13 protein-coding genes are annotated in these 16,906 nt (G+C 72.8%); 9 read left to right on the forward strand and 4 right to left on the reverse strand.

Annotated features, from left to right (window positions below; genetic code table 11):
- Nucleotides 1-40 precede the first annotated feature (40 nt).
- Nucleotides 41-1,783, reverse strand: coding sequence for a pyruvate dehydrogenase (locus ACFYVJ_RS19810; RefSeq protein WP_388893084.1), 1,743 nt, complete (start codon nucleotides 1,781-1,783; stop codon nucleotides 41-43).
- A gap of 167 nt (nucleotides 1,784-1,950) precedes the next feature.
- Between ACFYVJ_RS19810 and ACFYVJ_RS19815 the strand changes: the two genes are divergently transcribed.
- Entirely contained in the window at nucleotides 1,951-3,138 is a 1,188-nt protein-coding gene (locus tag ACFYVJ_RS19815; protein WP_388893086.1) for a thiolase family protein, read from the forward strand.
- 50 nt (nucleotides 3,139-3,188) lie between these two features.
- Here ACFYVJ_RS19815 and ACFYVJ_RS19820 read toward each other — a convergent pair whose 3' ends face one another.
- Complete coding sequence (locus ACFYVJ_RS19820) at nucleotides 3,189-3,608, reverse strand: hypothetical protein (RefSeq protein ID WP_101425356.1); 420 nt, start codon at nucleotides 3,606-3,608, stop codon at nucleotides 3,189-3,191.
- 103 nt (nucleotides 3,609-3,711) lie between these two features.
- Between ACFYVJ_RS19820 and ACFYVJ_RS19825 the strand changes: the two genes are divergently transcribed.
- The 7 genes from ACFYVJ_RS19825 (at nucleotide 3,712) to ACFYVJ_RS19855 (ending at nucleotide 12,336) form a co-directional block, all read left to right on the forward strand.
- Nucleotides 3,712-4,635, forward strand: a complete 924-nt coding sequence (locus ACFYVJ_RS19825; RefSeq protein ID WP_388893088.1) for an LLM class F420-dependent oxidoreductase — start codon at nucleotides 3,712-3,714, stop codon at nucleotides 4,633-4,635.
- 68 nt (nucleotides 4,636-4,703) lie between these two features.
- Entirely contained in the window at nucleotides 4,704-5,393 is a 690-nt protein-coding gene (locus tag ACFYVJ_RS19830) for a DNA polymerase beta superfamily protein (protein ID WP_388893091.1), read from the forward strand.
- Between the two features lie 310 nt (nucleotides 5,394-5,703).
- On the forward strand, nucleotides 5,704-7,254 hold the full coding sequence (locus ACFYVJ_RS19835; RefSeq protein WP_388893303.1) for an ABC transporter substrate-binding protein: 1,551 nt from the start codon (nucleotides 5,704-5,706) through the stop codon (nucleotides 7,252-7,254).
- Between the two features lie 60 nt (nucleotides 7,255-7,314).
- Nucleotides 7,315-8,256, forward strand: a complete 942-nt coding sequence (locus ACFYVJ_RS19840; RefSeq protein WP_388893305.1) for an ABC transporter permease — start codon at nucleotides 7,315-7,317, stop codon at nucleotides 8,254-8,256.
- The gene (locus tag ACFYVJ_RS19845; protein ID WP_388893093.1) at nucleotides 8,256-10,274 is read left to right on the forward strand and encodes a dipeptide/oligopeptide/nickel ABC transporter permease/ATP-binding protein; all 2,019 of its coding nucleotides are present in this window, start codon (nucleotides 8,256-8,258) and stop codon (nucleotides 10,272-10,274) included. The genes ACFYVJ_RS19840 and ACFYVJ_RS19845 overlap by 1 nt, the downstream gene beginning before the upstream one ends.
- Nucleotides 10,271-11,410, forward strand: a complete 1,140-nt coding sequence (locus tag ACFYVJ_RS19850) for an oligopeptide/dipeptide ABC transporter ATP-binding protein (RefSeq protein ID WP_388893095.1) — start codon at nucleotides 10,271-10,273, stop codon at nucleotides 11,408-11,410. Before ACFYVJ_RS19845 ends, ACFYVJ_RS19850 begins: the two co-directional genes overlap by 4 nt.
- Entirely contained in the window at nucleotides 11,407-12,336 is a 930-nt protein-coding gene (locus ACFYVJ_RS19855; RefSeq protein ID WP_388893097.1) for a dihydrodipicolinate synthase family protein, read from the forward strand. Before ACFYVJ_RS19850 ends, ACFYVJ_RS19855 begins: the two co-directional genes overlap by 4 nt.
- 131 nt (nucleotides 12,337-12,467) lie before the next feature.
- Here ACFYVJ_RS19855 and ACFYVJ_RS19860 read toward each other — a convergent pair whose 3' ends face one another.
- Entirely contained in the window at nucleotides 12,468-13,688 is a 1,221-nt protein-coding gene (locus ACFYVJ_RS19860; RefSeq protein WP_388893099.1) for an exo-alpha-sialidase, read from the reverse strand.
- Nucleotides 13,689-13,918: 230 nt separating this feature from the next.
- Here ACFYVJ_RS19860 and ACFYVJ_RS19865 point away from each other — a divergent pair, with 230 nt between their 5' ends.
- Nucleotides 13,919-15,142 (forward strand): MFS transporter, encoded by a 1,224-nt coding sequence (locus tag ACFYVJ_RS19865; protein ID WP_388893101.1) that lies wholly within the window; start codon nucleotides 13,919-13,921, stop codon nucleotides 15,140-15,142.
- A gap of 48 nt (nucleotides 15,143-15,190) precedes the next feature.
- Here ACFYVJ_RS19865 and ACFYVJ_RS19870 read toward each other — a convergent pair whose 3' ends face one another.
- Nucleotides 15,191-16,846: an FAD-binding dehydrogenase gene (locus ACFYVJ_RS19870; protein WP_388893103.1), complete on the reverse strand. Its 1,656-nt coding sequence runs from the start codon at nucleotides 16,844-16,846 to the stop codon at nucleotides 15,191-15,193.
- Nucleotides 16,847-16,906 lie beyond the last annotated feature (60 nt).

Raw genomic sequence — 16,906 nt, forward strand, 5'->3', positions numbered from 1 at the left:
CGGGCGGGCGCCCGGCGCGTACGGCGGGAAGGCCGCGCGGTCAAGGGCGGGGGATGTTGCGGAGGTTGGAGCGGGCCAGGTCGAGCATCGTGCCGACGCCGCCCTCCAGCACCGTGCGCCCGGCGGCCAGCGCGAAGCCGCGCACCTGCTCCAGCGTGATCCGCGACGGGATCGACAGCGCGTTGGAGTCGGTGATCAGCTCGACCAGCGCGGGGCCCTTCGCCGCCAGCGCCTCCCGCAGGGCGCCCTCGATCTCGCCGGGCTTCTCCACCCGCCAGGCGGGGATGCCGACGCCGCGGGCGATGGCGGAGAAGTCGACCCTGCTGTGGTCGGTGCCGTACGCGGGCAGGCCGTCGACCAGCATCTCCAGTTTGACCATGCCGAGCGAGGAGTTGTTGAACACGACCGTCTTGACCGGCAGGTCCTGCTGCTTGACGGTGATCAGCTCGCCGAGGAGCATGCCGAGGCCGCCGTCGCCGGAGAGCGAGATGACCTGGCGGTCGCGGTCGGCGCTGGCGGCGCCGATGGCGTGCGGCAGCGCGTTGGCCATGGAGCCGTGGGTGAAGGAACCGATGACGCGGCGGCGGCCGTTGGGCGTGAGGTAGCGGGCGGCCCAGACGTTGTTCATACCGGTGTCGACGGTGAACACGGCGTCGTCCGCGGCGAGCGTGTCCAGCAGCCGGGCGGCGTACTCGGGGTGGATCGGGACGTGCTTGTCGACGTTCGAGGTGTACGCCTCGACGACCTTGGTCAGCGACCGTTCGTGCTTGCGCAGCGTGGCGTCGAGGAAGCGCCGCTCGCGCTTCTCGCGCAGCAGCGGCTGCACCGCCTCCAGGGTGGAGGCCACGTCGCCGTGCACGGCGACCTCCAGCGGCGTACGGCGGCCGAGGCGGGTGGCGTCGATGTCGATCTGGACGGTCTTGGCCCCGGGAAGGAAGGCGTCGTACGGGAAGTCGGTGCCGAGCATCACGACGAGGTCGGCCTCCTGGAGCGCGTCGTAGCAGGCGCCGTAGCCGAGGAGGCCGATCATGCCGACGTCGTACGGGTTGTCGTACTGGATCCACTCCTTGCCGCGCAGCGTGTGCCCGACGGGCGCCTTGACGGTCTCGGCGAGCCGCATCACCTGCGCGTGCGCGCCGCGGACGCCCGCGCCGGCGAACAGGGCGACGCGGTCGGCGGCGTTGAGGGCGTCGGCCAGCTCCCGCACGGTCTGCGGGTCGGGGACGATGGCGGCCGGGCGGACGCAGGGGACGGTGTGCCCGGTGGGGTTGGCGGCCTGCTTGTCGGCGATGTCGCCGGGCAGGACGAGCACCGCGACCTCGTTGGCGCCGACGGCGTGCTGGGCGGCGATCCGGGCGATGCGGGGCATCTGCTCCGGCTGGGAGATCAACTGGCAGTAGCCGGACGCCTGGTCGAAGAGCTTCTCCGGGTGGGTCTCCTGGAAGTAGCCGCTGCCGATCTGGGTGGACGGGATGTGCGAGGCGATGGCGAGGACGGGGGCGCCGCTGCGCTGGGCGTCGAACAGGCCCTGGATGAGGTGGGTGTTGCCGGGTCCGCAGGAGCCGGCGCAGGCGGCGAGCTGCCCGGTCACCTGCGCCTCGGCGGCGGCCGCGAAGGCGCCGGCCTCCTCGTTCTGCACGTGCACCCACTCGATGGCCCCGTCGCTGCGGCGGATGGCGTCGACCAGCGGGTTGAGACTGTCGCCGACGACGCCGTAGATGCGCTTCACGCCGTACTGGAGCAGGACCTCCACGAGCTGGTCGGCAACCTTGGCACTGCTCATCGTGCTCTCCTCGCATCGGCTTCGCGGGCGTCCGGGACAACGTGTTCGATCGTAAGCGATCACCGTGGAAGCGGGCGGATGGTGCTTCGCGGGGCATCCTGGCCGCGGACCGGGGCGCGGGCTATAGTCCGAAACTAGCGCCGCTAGTTTCAATGGGGAGGCCCGCCGTGCGCACCGTCCATTTCGCCGCCGCCCGCCGCACGCCGATCGGGAAGCTGCGCGGCTCGCTGTCCGCCGTGCGCCCCGACGACCTCGCCGCGGGGGTGATCCGCGGGCTCCTCGACGGCGTTCCCGCGCTCGACCCGGCCCGTATCGACGACGTCTACTGGGGCGCCGCCAACCAGGCCGGCGAGGACAACCGCAACGTCGCCCGGATGGCCGCCCTCCTGGCCGGCCTGCCCGACTCGGTCCCCGGCGCCACCCTCAACCGGCTCTGCGCCTCGGGCCTCGAGGCCGTCACGACCGCCGCCCGCGCCATCGCCGCCGGCGAGGCGGACGTGGTGCTGGCCGGCGGCTCGGAGTCGATGAGCCGCGCGCCGTTCGTGCTGCCCCGGCCGGACGAGGCGCTGCCGCGGGCGATGGCGACGGCCGACACCCGGCTGGGCTGGCGGCTGGTCAACCCGCGGATGCGGGACCTGCACGGGCTGCTCGCGATGGGCGAGACGGCGGAGGAGGTCGCCGGGAAGTACGGGGTGGGGCGGGCGCGGCAGGACGAGTTCGCGCTGCGCAGCCACGGGCGGGCCGCGGCGGCGCGGGCGGCAGGGCACTTCGACGCGGAGCTGCTGCCGGTCGTACGACCCGACGCCGGCCCGGTGACGGCGGACGAGTGCATCCGCGAGGACACCTCGGCGGGGCAACTGGCGAAGCTGAAGCCGGTGTTCCGCGCGGGCGGCAGCGTGACCGCGGGCAACTCCTCGCCGATGAACGACGGGGCGGCGGCGCTGCTGCTGGTCAGCGAGGAGGCGCTGGCGGACCTGGGCCTGGAGTCACTCGGCCGGTACGCGGCCGGGGCATCGGCCGGCGTCCACCCCGACGTCATGGGCATCGGGCCGGTGCCGGCGACGCGCAAGGCGCTGGACCGGCTGGGCTGGTCGGTGGCGGACGTGGAGACCGCCGAGCTGAACGAGGCGTTCGCGGCGCAGTCGCTGGCGTGCGTGGACGAGCTGGGGCTGGACCCCGAGACGGTCAACCCGGACGGCGGTGCCATCGCGCTGGGCCACCCGCTGGGCTGCTCGGGGGCGCGGATCCTGACGACGCTGCTGCACCGGATGGTGCGTACGGGCGCGCGGCGGGGGCTGGCGACGATGTGCGTCGGGGTGGGACAGGGCTCGGCGGTGCTGGTGGAACGGGCCTGAGGACCGGGCTCGCGCGACGCGGTGCACGGCATGAAGGGGTGCTGCGGCGATCAGTCCGCCGCGCCCTTCGCCGCCCAGGTCTCCCACTCCGACGGCGGGTTCCCGAGCACGGCCGCCCGGCGCCGTAACGCCGCCTCCTCGTCGGTGTGCATCGCGTGCGCCAGCCGGTCGGTGCCCTCGCCCGACTCGGCGAGCGCCCGGATCACCGCGTCCCGCGTGCCCTCGATCCGGGGCGCGATGCGCTCCAGGTCGCGCAGGGCGGCGTACCAGTCGCCCGGGATGGGCGCGGGGCCGCCGGCGTCGCGGGAGTTGACGCCCGTACGGAGCATGCCGAGGGCCCACAGGCAACTGTCGACGATCTCCGCCAGCAGCCGGGCCTCGCGGGTCAGCGCCGTGGTCTCCTCGGGAGTCAGCCGGACCGTGAACTCCAGTCCGTCGTCCCCTTCCGGCGCGCGGTAGACGACCGTCATCCTGACCCCCTAGCGGCAAGCCGGGCAGTGCGGTGACTGCACTCTATGCACCGCCGCCGTGCCCCGGGAAGCCGCCGGGCACGGCTGGCGCACAATGGCTCCCATGGATCTCCGCATCTTCACAGAACCGCAGCAGGGCGCCTCGTACGAGACCCTCCTGACCGTGGCCCGCGCCACCGAAGACCTCGGCTTCGACGCCTTCTTCCGCTCCGACCACTATCTGAAGATGGGCGACGTCAGCGGCCTGCCCGGGCCGACGGACGCCTGGGTGACGCTGGCGGGCCTGGCCCGCGAGACCCGCAGGATCCGGCTCGGCACGCTGATGACCGCCGCGACCTTCCGGCTGCCGGGGCCGCTGGCCATCCAGGTGGCGCAGGTGGACCAGATGTCCGGCGGGCGGGTCGAGATGGGCATCGGGGCGGGGTGGTTCGAGGACGAGCACACCGCGTACGGGATCCCGTTCCCGAAGGAGAAGTTCGCCCGGCTGGAGGAGCAGCTCGCGATCGTGACGGGGCTGTGGGGCACGCCGACCGGCGACACCTTCAGCTACTCCGGCGCGCACTACGAGCTGAAGGACTCCCCCGCGCTGCCGAAGCCGGTGCAGGCGCCGCTGCCCGTGCTGATCGGCGGCATGGGCCCGAAGCGCACCCCGGCGCTGGCCGCCCGCTACGCGGCGGAGTTCAACGTGCCGTTCAGCTCGGCGGAGGACACCGAGCGGCAGTTCGGCCGGGTCCGCGAGGCGGCCGAGGCGGCCGGCCGGGCGCCGTCCGACCTGGTGTACTCCAACGCGCTCGTCGCCTGCGTCGGCAAGGACGACGCGGAGGTGGCGCGGCGGGCGGAGGCCATCGGCAGGCAGGTGCCGGAGCTGAAGGAGAACGGCCTGGCCGGCACCCCGGCGGAGGTGGTCGAGAAGATCGGCCGCTACGGCGCGGCCGGCTCGCAGCGCTTCTACCTCCAGATCCTCGACCTGTCCGACCTGGACCACCTGGAGCTGATCGCGGCCGAGGTACTGCCGCAGGTGTCGTGACCCGGGGGCGGCGGCCCGGCCCGTAAAACCCCTGGCGGGCGGCCGCGCGGCCCGGCGAGGATGGCCGGGTGGAGCGCGGCGGACTGCTGGTCGAAAAGCACACCATCCTCGCGGTGGTGGCGGGTTCGCGCGCCTTCGGCCTGGCGACGCCGGCGTCCGACACGGACCGGCGCGGGGTGTACGTCGCGCCGACGGAGTGGTTCTGGCGGCTGGAGAAGCCGCCGCCGCACTGGGAGGGGCCGCTGCCCGAGCAGTTCAGTTGGGAGGTGGAGCGCTGCTGCGCGCTCGCGCTCGACGGGAATCCGAACCTGCTCGAAGTGCTCCACTCCCCGCTGGTCGAGCGGTGCACCCCGCTCGGCGCGGAACTGCGCGAGATCAGCCCGGCGTTCCTGTCCCGGCAGCTCCACCGCACGTTCGGCCGCTACGCGTACCGCCAGCTCGCCCGGGCCCGCGCGCGCCGTGAGCGCACCGGCGAGGTGCGGTGGAAGCACGTGGCGCACCTGCTGCGGCTGCTGCTGAGCGGGGAGGCGCTGCTGCGTACGGGTGAGCTGTGCGTCGACGTCGGCCCGTACCGCGAGCGGCTGCTCGCGGTCGGGCGCGGCGAGCTGACCTGGGACGAAGTGACGGTGTGGACCGCGGAGCTGGCCACCCGCCTCGACGGGGCCCTGCCCGCGAGCCCCCTGCCGGAGTCCCCGGACCGGCTCCGCGTGGAGTCCTGGCTCACCTCCGTCCGCCACCGCAACCTCCCCACTCCGTGACTCCCGCCCCGTCGAGCGCAGCGGCCTGCGCTGCCGGCGCGCGCGGCTCGGGCGGCTCGGGCGGGATCGACACCCGATAACGCTTGCCGCCGACCTCTTGACCTGCCTCCCGGCCAACTTCTATGTTCACCGCCAAGAGGTAGAACGTAGGACCTCCCACGACCCCGCCTTTCCCCGGGACAGGGACAGGCGCGGCGCCATCTCCTGTTTTTCCCCTCCTGGAGGCACCGTGAGCGACGTATCACCAGAGCCGGGCGTCGACCGCCGGCGAGTGCTGCAGTACGGCGGGGCGCTGAGCGCCTTCGGCGTCATGGCGCCGGCGCTGGCCGCCTGCTCCGGAGGTCCGGACTCGACCTCGGACACCGGCGGGGGCGGCGGCGGGGACTCCGTCACCGCCGTCATCGGATACGGCAACGACCAGAGCTGGGACCCCACGCTGACCGCGTCCGCGTTCTCCGTGGCGGCCAACCACCACATCTTCGAGGGGCTGCTGGACACCGACCCCATCACCCGCGAGCCCTTCCCCGCGCTGGCGACCGAGCTGCCCGCCGACACCGGCGCGGACACCTGGTCGTTCACCCTGCGCGACGGGGCGACGTGGCACGACGGCAAGCCGGTCACCGCCGACGACGTCGTGTTCACGTTCGACCGGATACTCGACACCAAGACCCAGACCCTCACCCACGGGTTCTTCGCCGGCTGGCTGAAGGAGGTCAGGAAGACCGGGGACAACACCGTCGACCTGGTGCTCGCCTTCCCCTTCCCGGACGGTCTCTCCCGGCTCACCCTGGCGAAGATCCTGCCCAAGCACATCCTCGGCAAGTCCGGCGCCTGGAAGGACCTGGACACCGGCCTGCCCGAGGCCGCCGTCGGCTCGGGACCGTACAAGATGACGGCCAACCAGCCGCTGTCGAACACCTCCTTCGAGGCGTACGCGGACTACAACGGCCCGCGCAAGGCGAACTTCAAGAAGATGAACTGGCTGTCCATCGTGGACGCCGCCCCCCGGGTCGCGAAGATCTCCGGCGAGAGCGCGGGCGCGCAGATCTCCGACAACATCCCCTACGCCAACGTGAAGCAGTTGGAGCAGGACGGCCTCACCGTCGAGGGCGGAGCCGGGATGAACCACATGTTCCTGCTCTTCAACACCGAGCGGGCCCCCTTCGACGACGTACGCGTGCGCCAGGCGCTGCACTACGCCATCGACACCGACAAGATGATCGAGGCCGGTCTGAGGGGCTACGGCAAAGCCGCCAGCTCCTTCCTCGACGAGGGCAACCCCACGTACCGCGCGGCCAAGACCGTCTACGGCTACGACCCGGACAAGGCCAAGGCGCTGCTGAAGGACGCCGGGGTCAGCGGGCTGAAGGTGACGCTCATGGCGTCGACCGTGAGCTGGATCGCGGACTGCATCCCGACCATCAAGGAGTCCTGGGACGCCATCGGCGTGGAGACCACGCTCGAACCGCAGGAGACCTCCGCCCTCTTCACCAAGCTGGACCAGAAGGCGAACTACCAGGTCGTCGCCTCCGCCTCGAACCCCAACCAGCTCGGCATCGACGCGGATCTGATCCTCCGCTACAACTACACCGCCGAGAACGTCTGGATGGACTACTCCCGCTGGGCCCAGGCGTCACAGGCCAAGCAGTTGTTCCGGCTCATGGACGCGGCCACGCGCGAGCCGGACCAGGAGAAGAAGAAGCAGATGACGCAGGAGTACCTGGACGTCATCGCCGAGAACGCGGTCATCTACCCCGTGGTCCACACCGAGCTGCTCACCGCCTGGGACGACGGCGAGATCACCGGGATCCAGCCGCAGCCCTACCCCGGCATCAACCTCCTCAAGGCCAAGCCCGCGTAGGGCGGGGCCGTCACGGTCAGTCAAGGCTAGGAGCTCACGTACGTGGCCCAGATCGCCAGGATGCTGCTACGCCGCATCGCCCTGCTCGTCCCGCTGATGCTCGGGATCGTGCTGTTCGTCTTCCTCGTCATGCGCTTCTCGGACATCGACCCGGCGGTGGCGAACTTCCAGGGTGCCAACCCCACCGAGCAGCAGCTTGAGGACTACCGCGAGGAGCACGGGCTCAACGACCCCCTGCCCGTCCGCTACGCCGCCTTCGTCGGCGACCTGCTCAAGGGCGACATGGGGCTCAGCGCGCTCAACGGCAGGCCGGTCATCGACCAGGTGACCACCGCGCTGCCCCTGACCATGCAGCTCACCTTCCTCGGGCTCGCCATCGCGATAGTGCTGTCGGTGCTCTTCGGGGTCACGGCCGCGATCTACCGCGACCGGATCCCGGACCAGGTGATCCGCATCGTCTCGCTGATCGGCGTCGCCGCGCCCGCCTTCTGGGTGGCGCTGCTGCTGATCCAGTACCTGGCGGTGGACTGGGGGTGGTTCCCCTCCGGGGGGTACGTCAATCCCGGCGACTCCTTCACGGGCTGGCTCAAGACCATGACGCTGCCGGCCATCGCGCTGTCGCTGCACGTCGCCGCACAGCTCACCCGCATCGTCCGCACCGCGGTGGTGGAGGAGCTGGACAAGGACTACGTCCGCACGGCGATCGGCAGCGGCCTGCCGCCGGTCGTCGTGGTCGGCCGCAACGTGCTGCGCAACGCGCTGGTCAACCCGCTGACCGTGCTCGGCCTCCGGGTCGGCTATCTGCTCGGCGGCGCGGTCGTGATCGAGACGATCTTCTCGCTGCCCGGCATGGGCACCTTGATGATCAACGCGGTGAAGAACGGCGACCCCGCGGTCGTCCAGGGCGTGGTGCTGACCGTCGCCGTCGCCTTCGTCGTCGTCAACCTCGTGATCGACATCCTCTATCTGCTGGTCAACCCCCGACTGAGGAGTGCCGCCTGATGCTCGCCACCCTCGGGGGCCGCCAGAAGCTCACGGAGCGGCTGTCCCGGCCCGGCCTGCGGCTCCGCGGGCTCTCCCGGCTGCCCTGGACGTCCCGGATCTCGCTGGGCCTGCTCACCCTGGTGGTGCTGGTCGCGGTGTTCGCGCCGCTGCTCGCCCCGCACGACCCGCTGGACCAGCAGGCGCAGTCCGGCGGCACCGGACACCCGTCCGCCGACCACTGGATGGGGCAGGACAGCCTCGGCCGCGACATCCTCAGCCGGCTGATGTACGGGGCCCGCTGGTCGCTGATCATCGGGCTGGGCGCCACGCTGCTCGCGCTGGTGGTGGGCGCGGTACTCGGGGCGATCGCCGCCACCTCCCGCAAGGCGGTGGACGAACTCGTCATGCGCTGCCTGGACATCGTCATGGCGTTCCCGGGGATCGCGCTGGCCGCGGTGCTCGTCGCCGTCTTCGGCGGCAGCATCCCGGTGCTGGTGTGCGCCATCGCGTTCCTGTACGTGCCGCCGATCGCGCGGGTCGTCCGGGCCAACGTGCTGGACCAGTACGGCGAGGACTACGTGACCGCGGAACGGGTCATCGGGGCCCGTACGCCGCACATCATCGTCAAGCACGTCGCCATCAACTGCGCCGCGCCGATCCTGGTGTTCTGCACCGTGCAGGTCGCCGAGGCGATCGTCTTCGAGGCGTCGCTGTCCTTCATCGGCGCGGGCGTCCGCCCGCCGGACCCGTCGTGGGGCAGCGTCATCGCGGACGGCAAGAACATGGTGCTGCTCGGCGGCTGGTGGGCCACGGTCTTCCCGGGCCTGCTCATGCTGCTGACCGTGCTGGCGCTCAACATCCTCTCCGAGGGCATCTCGGACGCCTGGGCGGCGCCCGCCTCCCGGCGGTCCGAGAACGTGGCGGTCAAGAAGGCCGGCGCCGAGGACCGGATCGAGGCCGCGGTGCCCGGCACCGGCAAGGTGCTGGAGCTGCCGGGTCTCGCCGAGGCCGCACGCCGGCTGCGTGCACGGGCCCGGCCGCTGCCCGGCGGCGAGCCGGTGCTGGCGGTCAGGGACCTGGCCATCGGCTTCGACAAGCGGCACGCGGGCGTGGACATCGTCGACGGCATCAGCTTCGACGTCAGGCCCGGTGAAGTCCTCGGCCTCGTCGGCGAGTCGGGCTGCGGCAAGTCGCTGACGGCGCTGACGGTGATGGGTCTGGAGCCGGCCGGCGCGCGGGTGCGCGGCAGCGTCGTCTTCGACGGCCGGGAGCTGGTCGGCCTGCCGATGCGGGTACGCCGCAGGCTGCTCGGCCACGAGATGGCGATGATCTACCAGGACGCGCTCAGCTCGCTCAACCCGGCGATGACGATCCGCGCCCAGCTCAAGCAGTTGATCCGGCGCGGCGGTACGCGCACCGCGACCGAACTGCTGGAGCTGGTGGGCCTGGACCCGGACCGTACGCTGCGCAGCTATCCGCACGAACTGTCCGGCGGGCAGCGGCAGCGGGTGCTCATCGCCATGGCACTGTCGCGCAACCCGAAGCTCATCGTCGCCGACGAGCCCACGACCGCGCTCGACGTCACGGTCCAGGCGCAGGTCATCGAGCTGCTGCTGCGGCTGCGCGAGGAGCTGGGCTTCGCGCTCATCCTGGTCAGCCACGACCTGGCGCTGATCTCGGACGTCACCGACCGGGTGGTCGTCATGTACGGCGGGCAGATCGTCGAGACCGGCGTCACCGCCGACCTCGTCGAGACGCCCTCCCACCACTACACCCGCGGGCTGCTGGGCTCCGTGCTGTCGCTGGAGTCGGCCCAGGAGCGGCTGACGCAGATCCGCGGCGTCGTGCCCTCGCCGGCCGACTTCCCGGCGGGCTGCCGGTTCGCCGACCGCTGCCCGATGGCGAGCGGCGCCTGTCTGGACACCGCGCCCGAACTGGTCGGCGAGGAACGCAAGCACGAGGTGGCGTGCCACCACCCGGCGGTCGAGCCGGCGGTCGCCGCCGCGGGCGAGGCGGAGAAGGAGGCGCTGCGATGAGCGCGAAGGACAGCGGCGGCCCGGGGCCGATCGGCGAGCTGGCCAGCGAGCCCCTGGTCGAGGGCGACTCGCTGGTCGAGGGCGGCGGTGCGCCGCCGGCGCTGATCACCGTACGGGACGCGCACGTGGTGCACCGGGCGCGCACCGGCGGCCTGTTCGCCCGCGACCGGGTGTACGCGCTGACCGGCGCGGACCTGACGATCGCGGCGGGCGAGACGGTCGGCGTGGTCGGCGAGTCCGGCTGCGGCAAGTCGACGCTGGCGAAGGTGCTGGTCGGGGTGCAGGAACCGACGGCCGGCACGGTGGAGTTCCGGGGCCGCGACATCTGGAAGATGGACGGCGGCGAGCGGCGTACGGCCATCGGCACCGGCGCGGGCATGATCTTCCAGGACCCGTCGACGGCCCTCAACCGGCGGCTGCCGATCCGGCAGATCCTCCGCGACCCGCTCGACGTGCACCGCCGCGGCACCTCCGCCCAGCGCACCGAGCGGGTGCGGGAGCTGATGGCCCTCGTCGGCCTGCCGCCGGTGCTCGCGGACGCGCTGCCGGGCCAGTTGTCGGGCGGGCAGCGGCAGCGGGTGGCCATCGCCCGCGCCCTGGCGCTGGAGCCGGACCTGGTGGTGGCCGACGAGCCGACGTCCGCGCTGGACGTGTCCGTACGCGCGCAGATCCTCAACCTGCTGCTTGATCTGAAGGAGCGGCTGAACCTGGCGCTGGTGTTCGTCTCGCACGACATCCAGACGGTGCGGCGGATGAGCGACCGCGTCATCACCATGTATCTGGGCAGGATCGTGGAGGAGGCGCCGGCGGTGGCGCTGGGCTCCGGCTCGGACTCCCCGGCGGAGCACAGCACGGACACCGCCCGGCACCCCTATACGCGGGCGCTGTTCTCGGCGACGCCGGGGCTCCTCGACCCCATCGACCCGATCCCGCTCGTCGGCCCCGTGCCGTCGGCGACCCGGCCGCCGAGCGGCTGCCCGTTCCGTACCAGGTGCTGGAAGGCCACGGCGGAGTGCGCCGCGGCCATGCCGGAGGTCACGCAGGCGGCGCAGTCCCACCGGTTCCGCTGCCACCATCCGGTGGCCGCCGGGGAGAGCACCCGTGATCTCGTGATCCAAGCGAAGGAGAGCGCATGACCCGTCCCACCCACCTGACCGGCGTCGTACCGCCCGTCTGCACCCCCCTGACGCCGGACGCCGAGGTGGACACCGCCTCGCTGATCAGGCTGGTGGACTTCCTCGTGGCGGGGGGCGTCGACGGGCTCTTCGTGCTCGGCTCGTCCTCGGAGGCCGCCTACCTCAGGGACGAGCAGCGCAGGGCCGTGGTGGACACGGTGGTACGGCACGTCGGCGGCCAACTGCCCGTGCTCGCCGGCGCGATCGACATGACCACGCCGCGCGTGCTCGACCACGCCCGCGGCGCGCTCGACGCCGGCGCGGACGCGCTCGTCGTCACCGCGCCGTTCTACACCCGTACCCACCCGGCGGAGATCGACCGGCACTACCGCGAGGTCGCAGGCCGCACCGGCGCGCCGGTCTACGCCTACGACCTGCCGGCGTCTGTGCACACCAAGCTCGGCCACGACCTGGTGCTCGAACTCGCCGCCGACGGGGTGCTGGCCGGGCTGAAGGACTCCAGCGGCGACGAGACGGGGCTGCGCCGCGTCATCGTCGGCGTCCGGGACAAGGTCGCGGGCTTCTCCGCGCTGACGGGCTCCGAGACGATGGTGGACAGCGCGCTGGCGATGGGCGCCCACGGCGTCGTCCCCGGCCTCGGCAACGTCGACCCGCACGGCTACGTACGGCTGTACCGCAGCGCGCGGGAGGGCGACTGGGAGTCGGCCAGGACCGAACAGGAGCGGCTGCTCGCGCTCTTCGGGATGGTCAGGAGCGGTGACCCGGCGCGGATGGGCATGAGCTCGTCGGCGCTCGGGGCGTTCAAGGCGGCCCTGCATCTGCGCGGGGTCATCGACTGCCCGGCGACGATGCTGCCGCAGATCCCGCTGGACACCGAGGAGGTGCGGCGGGTGGAGAAGCACCTCGCCGCCGCGGGGCTGCGCTGACGGGCCCCGGCACCGTACGCCGGCGGGAGGGGCGGGCCAGGGGGATGGCCCGGCGCCCTCCCGCCGGTCTTTCGGCTCCCGCCGGCGGCGACCGGCCGGCCGTCAGGCACCGCCGGTCGCCGCCGGGGGCGTCAGCCGCCGAAGTTCCGCAGGTCCAAGCGGCGGAACTCGATCGTCTCGTAGGACCCGGCCGCGCCCGTCTCGTACAGCACCCCGATCGTCTGGCCGTTGACCTGCACCAGGTCCGAGTAGGCGGCCGGCTGCTGCGACAGCGTCGTCACCTTGGTGAAGTTGCGCCCCGCGTCGTCGCTGCGCCAGACCGCCATCTTCTCCCGCTTGACGGGGTTCGAGGGCCCGGAGAAGATCAGCGGCGCGTGCCGCCCCACGGGCTGCAGCACGCTCGCCTGGACGACCGGTACCTCGTTGAGGTCCGGCTGCACCTGGTACGGCCGGTCGAGGCTCGTGCCGCCGTCGCTGGAGTAGGAGTCGAGGCGGTTGCCCGGAGTGGTGCCGTTCTGGTCGCGGGTGCTGAAGTACAGGCGGCCGTCGGGCAGTTCCGCGGCGATGTTCTCGTTGCTGTTGATCTCGCCCTCGTACCGGTCGTCGATGAAGCCCATCTTCCAGGTGCGGCCGCCGTCGTCGCTGTAGATGGCGTGGGCGCCGTAGTACTTGGCCTCCTGCCCGGTGTCCGCGGAGCCGGCCGGCGGGGCGGTGGAGTGGTTCGACGGGATGACGAGCCGGCCGCGGTTCGGGCCGTGCTTGAGGGCGACGGCGTGGCCGGGCCCGGTCGCGTACCAGCGCCACTGCGGCAGCTTGACGTCGGCGGTGATCTCCCGCGGCTCGCCGAAGGTGCGGCCGTCGTCGGTGGAGCGCTGCACGAAGACCCGCCGGCTCTGCTCGGCGGTGACCTCACCGCGCATGATCTGCGCCTCGGTGACCTTGCCGCTGTTGAACGAGGTGACGAGCACCAGGTCGCCGGTCTTCGGGTCGACGACGGGCGCCGGGTTGCCGCGGGTGTCGCCGCCGCCGGCGGCGACGACGGACATCGGGCCCCAGGTGCAGCCGCCGTCCTCGGAGCGGCGGACGACGACGTCGATGTTGCCGGTGTCCCCGGCGCCGCCGACGCGGCCCTCGGCGAACGCGAGGAGGGAGCCGCCGCGGGTCTTCACGGTGGCCGGGATGCGGTACGTGTCGTACCCGCCCTCGCCGGATCTGTAGGGGACGGAGGAGGTGCAGCGGGCCTTGCCGGACGCCGTGGCCCCGGCGTCGGCCGCCGCCGTGCCGGGGCCCGCGGCCAGAGTGCCGAGGAGGGCGGTCGCGGAGAGGAAGAGAAGGCTGGTCGAGGTGCGCATGGGGCGACTCCGAAGTCATGGGACGTAGGAGGTGGGATGTCCGATCGCAAAACGTAGAGGGCGCGGCGGCGGGAGGCAAGACCCCGGACGGCGGGAAAGATCGCACCAACGTGCGGGCGCCCGGGTGTTCGTGTGCGATCGTGAGCGGGAATCGAGCTGGTTGGACAGGGGAGACGGGCGCTGCGGGCCCGGGCACCGAGCGGGCGGAACGGGCAGGCGGAGGAGGCCGGGTGGCGAGCACGGGCGAGATACGGCGGGCGCGGTACGCCGTCGCGGCGGTGTTCGCCGCGCACGGCGCCGTCACCGGCAGCTTCGCCACCCGGGTCCCCTGGGTGCAGGACCACGCCGGGATCAGCGCCGGGCAGCTCGGCCTCGCGCTCGCGATGCCCGCCCTCGGCGCCGCCACCGCGATGCCGCTCGCCGGCCGGATCAGCCACACCTTCGGCGCCCGCCGCGCGCTGCGCGGGCTGATGGTCATGTGGTGCCTCGCGCTGATCCTGCCGGCCCTCGCCCCCGGGCTCGCGACGCTCTGCGCGGGCCTGTTCGTGTACGGGGCGACCGCCGGCATGGCGGACGTCGCGATGAACGCGCTCGGCGTCGACGTGGAACAGCGGCTCGGCCGCTCGATCATGTCCGGGCTGCACGGCATGTGGAGCGGCGGCGCGCTCGCGGGCTCCGCGGCCGGCACCGTCGCCGCGCACACCGAGCTGGACGGCCGGGTGCACTTCGCGATCGCGGCCGCCGTCCTCACCGCGGTCTCGGTCGTCGCCTGCCGCTGGGTGCTGGCGCCCGTCGCGCACGCCGACGAGGAGCCGCCGCCGCACTTCGCGCTGCCGCCGCGCTCGGCGCTGCTCATCGGCGCGGTCGGGTTCTGCGCGGTCTTCGCCGAGGGCGCCAGTCTGGACTGGTCGGCGGTCTACCTGCGCGACGAGATGGGCTCCTCCCCCGGCCTCGCCGCCGCGTGCACCACCGGCTTCGCGCTGACGATGGCGGTGGCCCGGCTGGTGGGCGACGCGGTGGTCGAACGCCTCGGCCCGGTGCGCACGGTGCGCGCGGGCGGGGTGCTGGCGACGCTCGGCGGGGTGCTCATCGTCACCTCGTCCGCCGCGGCGCAGGCGATGGCCGGGTTCGGGCTGCTGGGCCTGGGCATCGCGGTCGTCGTACCGGTGGTCTTCGCGGCCGCGGCCCGGTCCGCCAACGCGCCGAGCCAGGCGATCGCGGGGGTGGCGACGATCATGTACGCCTCCGGGCTGATCGCCCCGGCGGCGATCGGGCAGGTCGCGGACGCGACGTCGCTGACCGTGTCGTTCGGACTGGTGACGGTGCTGGCATCCGGGCTCATCGCGGGCGCGGGGCTGCTGCGCGGGCGGCGCTCGGAGACGAAGGCCAAGGCGGCAGGCGCCGTACCGGATCCGGCGCCCGCGCCGGGCACGGACACGCAGCCGGGCACGTAAACCCGTACGCGCCCTCGGCCTTCAGCGCACGGCCGTCAGCGCCCGCCCTCAGCCCACCGCCTTCGCCGCCGCGCGGCCCGCGGCCCGGCCGGAGAAGAGGCACCCGCCGAGGAACGTGCCCTCCAGCGAGCGGTACCCGTGGACGCCGCCCCCGCCGAAGCCGGCGGCCTCCCCGGCCGCGTACACGCCCGGCAGCGGCTCCCCGCCCTCGGCGAGCACCCGCGACGACAGGTCCGTCTCCAGCCCGCCGAGGGACTTGCGGGTGAGGATGTTCAGCCGTACGGCGATGAGCGGGCCGTTCTTCGGGTCCAGGAAGCGGTGCGGGGAGGCGGCGCGGATGAGCTTGTCGCCGAGGAAGTTGCGGGCGCCGCGCACCGCGGTGATCTGCATGTCCTTGGTGTAGGCGTTGTCGATCTCGCGGTCGCGGGCGGTGAGCGTGCGGCGCAGCGCCTCCTCGTCGATGAGCTTGTCGCCGGTCAGCTCGTTCATCCGGCGGACCAGGGTGGCGAGGTCGCGTTCGACGATGAAGTCGACGCCGTTGTCCATGAACGCCTGTACGGGCGCGGGCGCCCCGGATCCCGCCCGGCCCAGCACGTCGCGCACGCTCTTGCCGGTCAGGTCGGGGTTCTGCTCGCTGCCGGAGAGCGTGAACTCCTTCTCGATGACCTTCTGGCTGAGGACGAACCAGGTGTAGCCGTGGCCCGACTTCATGATGTGCTCCAGCGTGCCGAGCGTGTCGAAGCCCGGGAACAGCGGCACCGGCAGCCGGCGGCCGGTCGCGTCCAGCCACAGCGACGAGGGTCCCGGCAGGATGCGGATGCCGTGCCGCGCCCAGATCGGGTTCCAGTTCTCGATGCCCTCGGTGTAGTGCCACATCCGGTCGCGGTTGACGAGCCGGCCGCCGACCGCCCCGGCGACGTCGAGCAGCAGCCCGTCGACGTGCGCGGGGACGCCGGAGAGCAGCTTCTCCGGCGGGGTGCCGAGGCGCTTGGGCCAGTGGGCGCGGACGAGGTCGTGGTTGCCGCCGATGCCGCCGGAGGTGATGATCACCGCCTGGGCGCGCAGCTCGAAGGTGTCGGCCACCTCCCGGCCGCTGGCGGTGCCGCGCGGGGCGTCGCTGGGTTCGAGGATCTCGCCGGTGACGGTGTCGACGGCGCCGCCGCTGCGGGCCAGTCCGGTGACGCGGTGCCGGAAGCGCATGTCGACGCGGCCCAGTTCCGCGGCCTCGCGCACCCGCCGCTCGAAGGGGGCGACGACGCCGGGTCCCGTGCCCCAGGTGATGTGGAAGCGGGGTACGGAGTTGCCGTGGCCCTCCGCGTCGTAGCCGCCGCGCTCGGCCCAGCCGACGACCGGGAAGAACGACATGCCCTGCGCGCGCAGCCAGGCGCGCTTCTCGCCGCTGGCGAAGTCGACGTACGCCTCTGCCCACTTGCGCGGCCAGTGGTCCTCCGCGCGGTCGAAGCCGGCGGTGCCGAGCCAGTCCTGCCAGGCCAGCTCGCGGCTGTCGCGGATGCGCAGCCGGCGCTGCTCGGGCGAGCCGACGAAGAACAGGCCGCCGAAGGACCAGTGCGCCTGGCCGCCGAGCGCCTGTTCCGGCTCCTGGTCCAGCAGGATGACCTTGCGTCCGGCGTCGGCCAGCTCCGCGGTCGCGGCGAGTCCTGCGAGCCCCGCTCCGATCACGATGACGTCGGCGTCGTAGACCATGGCTGCCGCCCCTTCGAAGGTTACCGGTCGGTTCAGATCCTGTTGACTGGGCGCCCGCCC

It is taken from the genome of Streptomyces sp. NPDC004134, from assembly GCF_042874195.1.
Classification (GTDB): domain Bacteria; phylum Actinomycetota; class Actinomycetes; order Streptomycetales; family Streptomycetaceae; genus Streptomyces.

Bases quoted from the DNA above. Each gene is read 5' to 3' on its own strand.
- ACFYVJ_RS19810 (WP_388893084.1), bottom strand. From the start codon at position 1,783: ATGAGCAGTGCCAAGGTTGCCGACCAGCTCGTGGAGGTCCTGCTCCAG.
- ACFYVJ_RS19820 (WP_101425356.1), bottom strand. From the start codon at position 3,608: ATGACGGTCGTCTACCGCGCGCCGGAAGGGGACGACGGACTGGAGTTC.
- ACFYVJ_RS19825 (WP_388893088.1), top strand. From the start codon at position 3,712: ATGGATCTCCGCATCTTCACAGAACCGCAGCAGGGCGCCTCGTACGAG.
- ACFYVJ_RS19835 (WP_388893303.1), top strand. From the start codon at position 5,704: ATGGCGCCGGCGCTGGCCGCCTGCTCCGGAGGTCCGGACTCGACCTCG.
- ACFYVJ_RS19840 (WP_388893305.1), top strand. From the start codon at position 7,315: ATGCTGCTACGCCGCATCGCCCTGCTCGTCCCGCTGATGCTCGGGATC.
- ACFYVJ_RS19845 (WP_388893093.1), top strand. From the start codon at position 8,256: ATGCTCGCCACCCTCGGGGGCCGCCAGAAGCTCACGGAGCGGCTGTCC.
- ACFYVJ_RS19850 (WP_388893095.1), top strand. From the start codon at position 10,271: ATGAGCGCGAAGGACAGCGGCGGCCCGGGGCCGATCGGCGAGCTGGCC.
- ACFYVJ_RS19855 (WP_388893097.1), top strand. From the start codon at position 11,407: ATGACCCGTCCCACCCACCTGACCGGCGTCGTACCGCCCGTCTGCACC.
- ACFYVJ_RS19860 (WP_388893099.1), bottom strand. From the start codon at position 13,688: ATGCGCACCTCGACCAGCCTTCTCTTCCTCTCCGCGACCGCCCTCCTC.
- ACFYVJ_RS19870 (WP_388893103.1), bottom strand. From the start codon at position 16,846: ATGGTCTACGACGCCGACGTCATCGTGATCGGAGCGGGGCTCGCAGGA.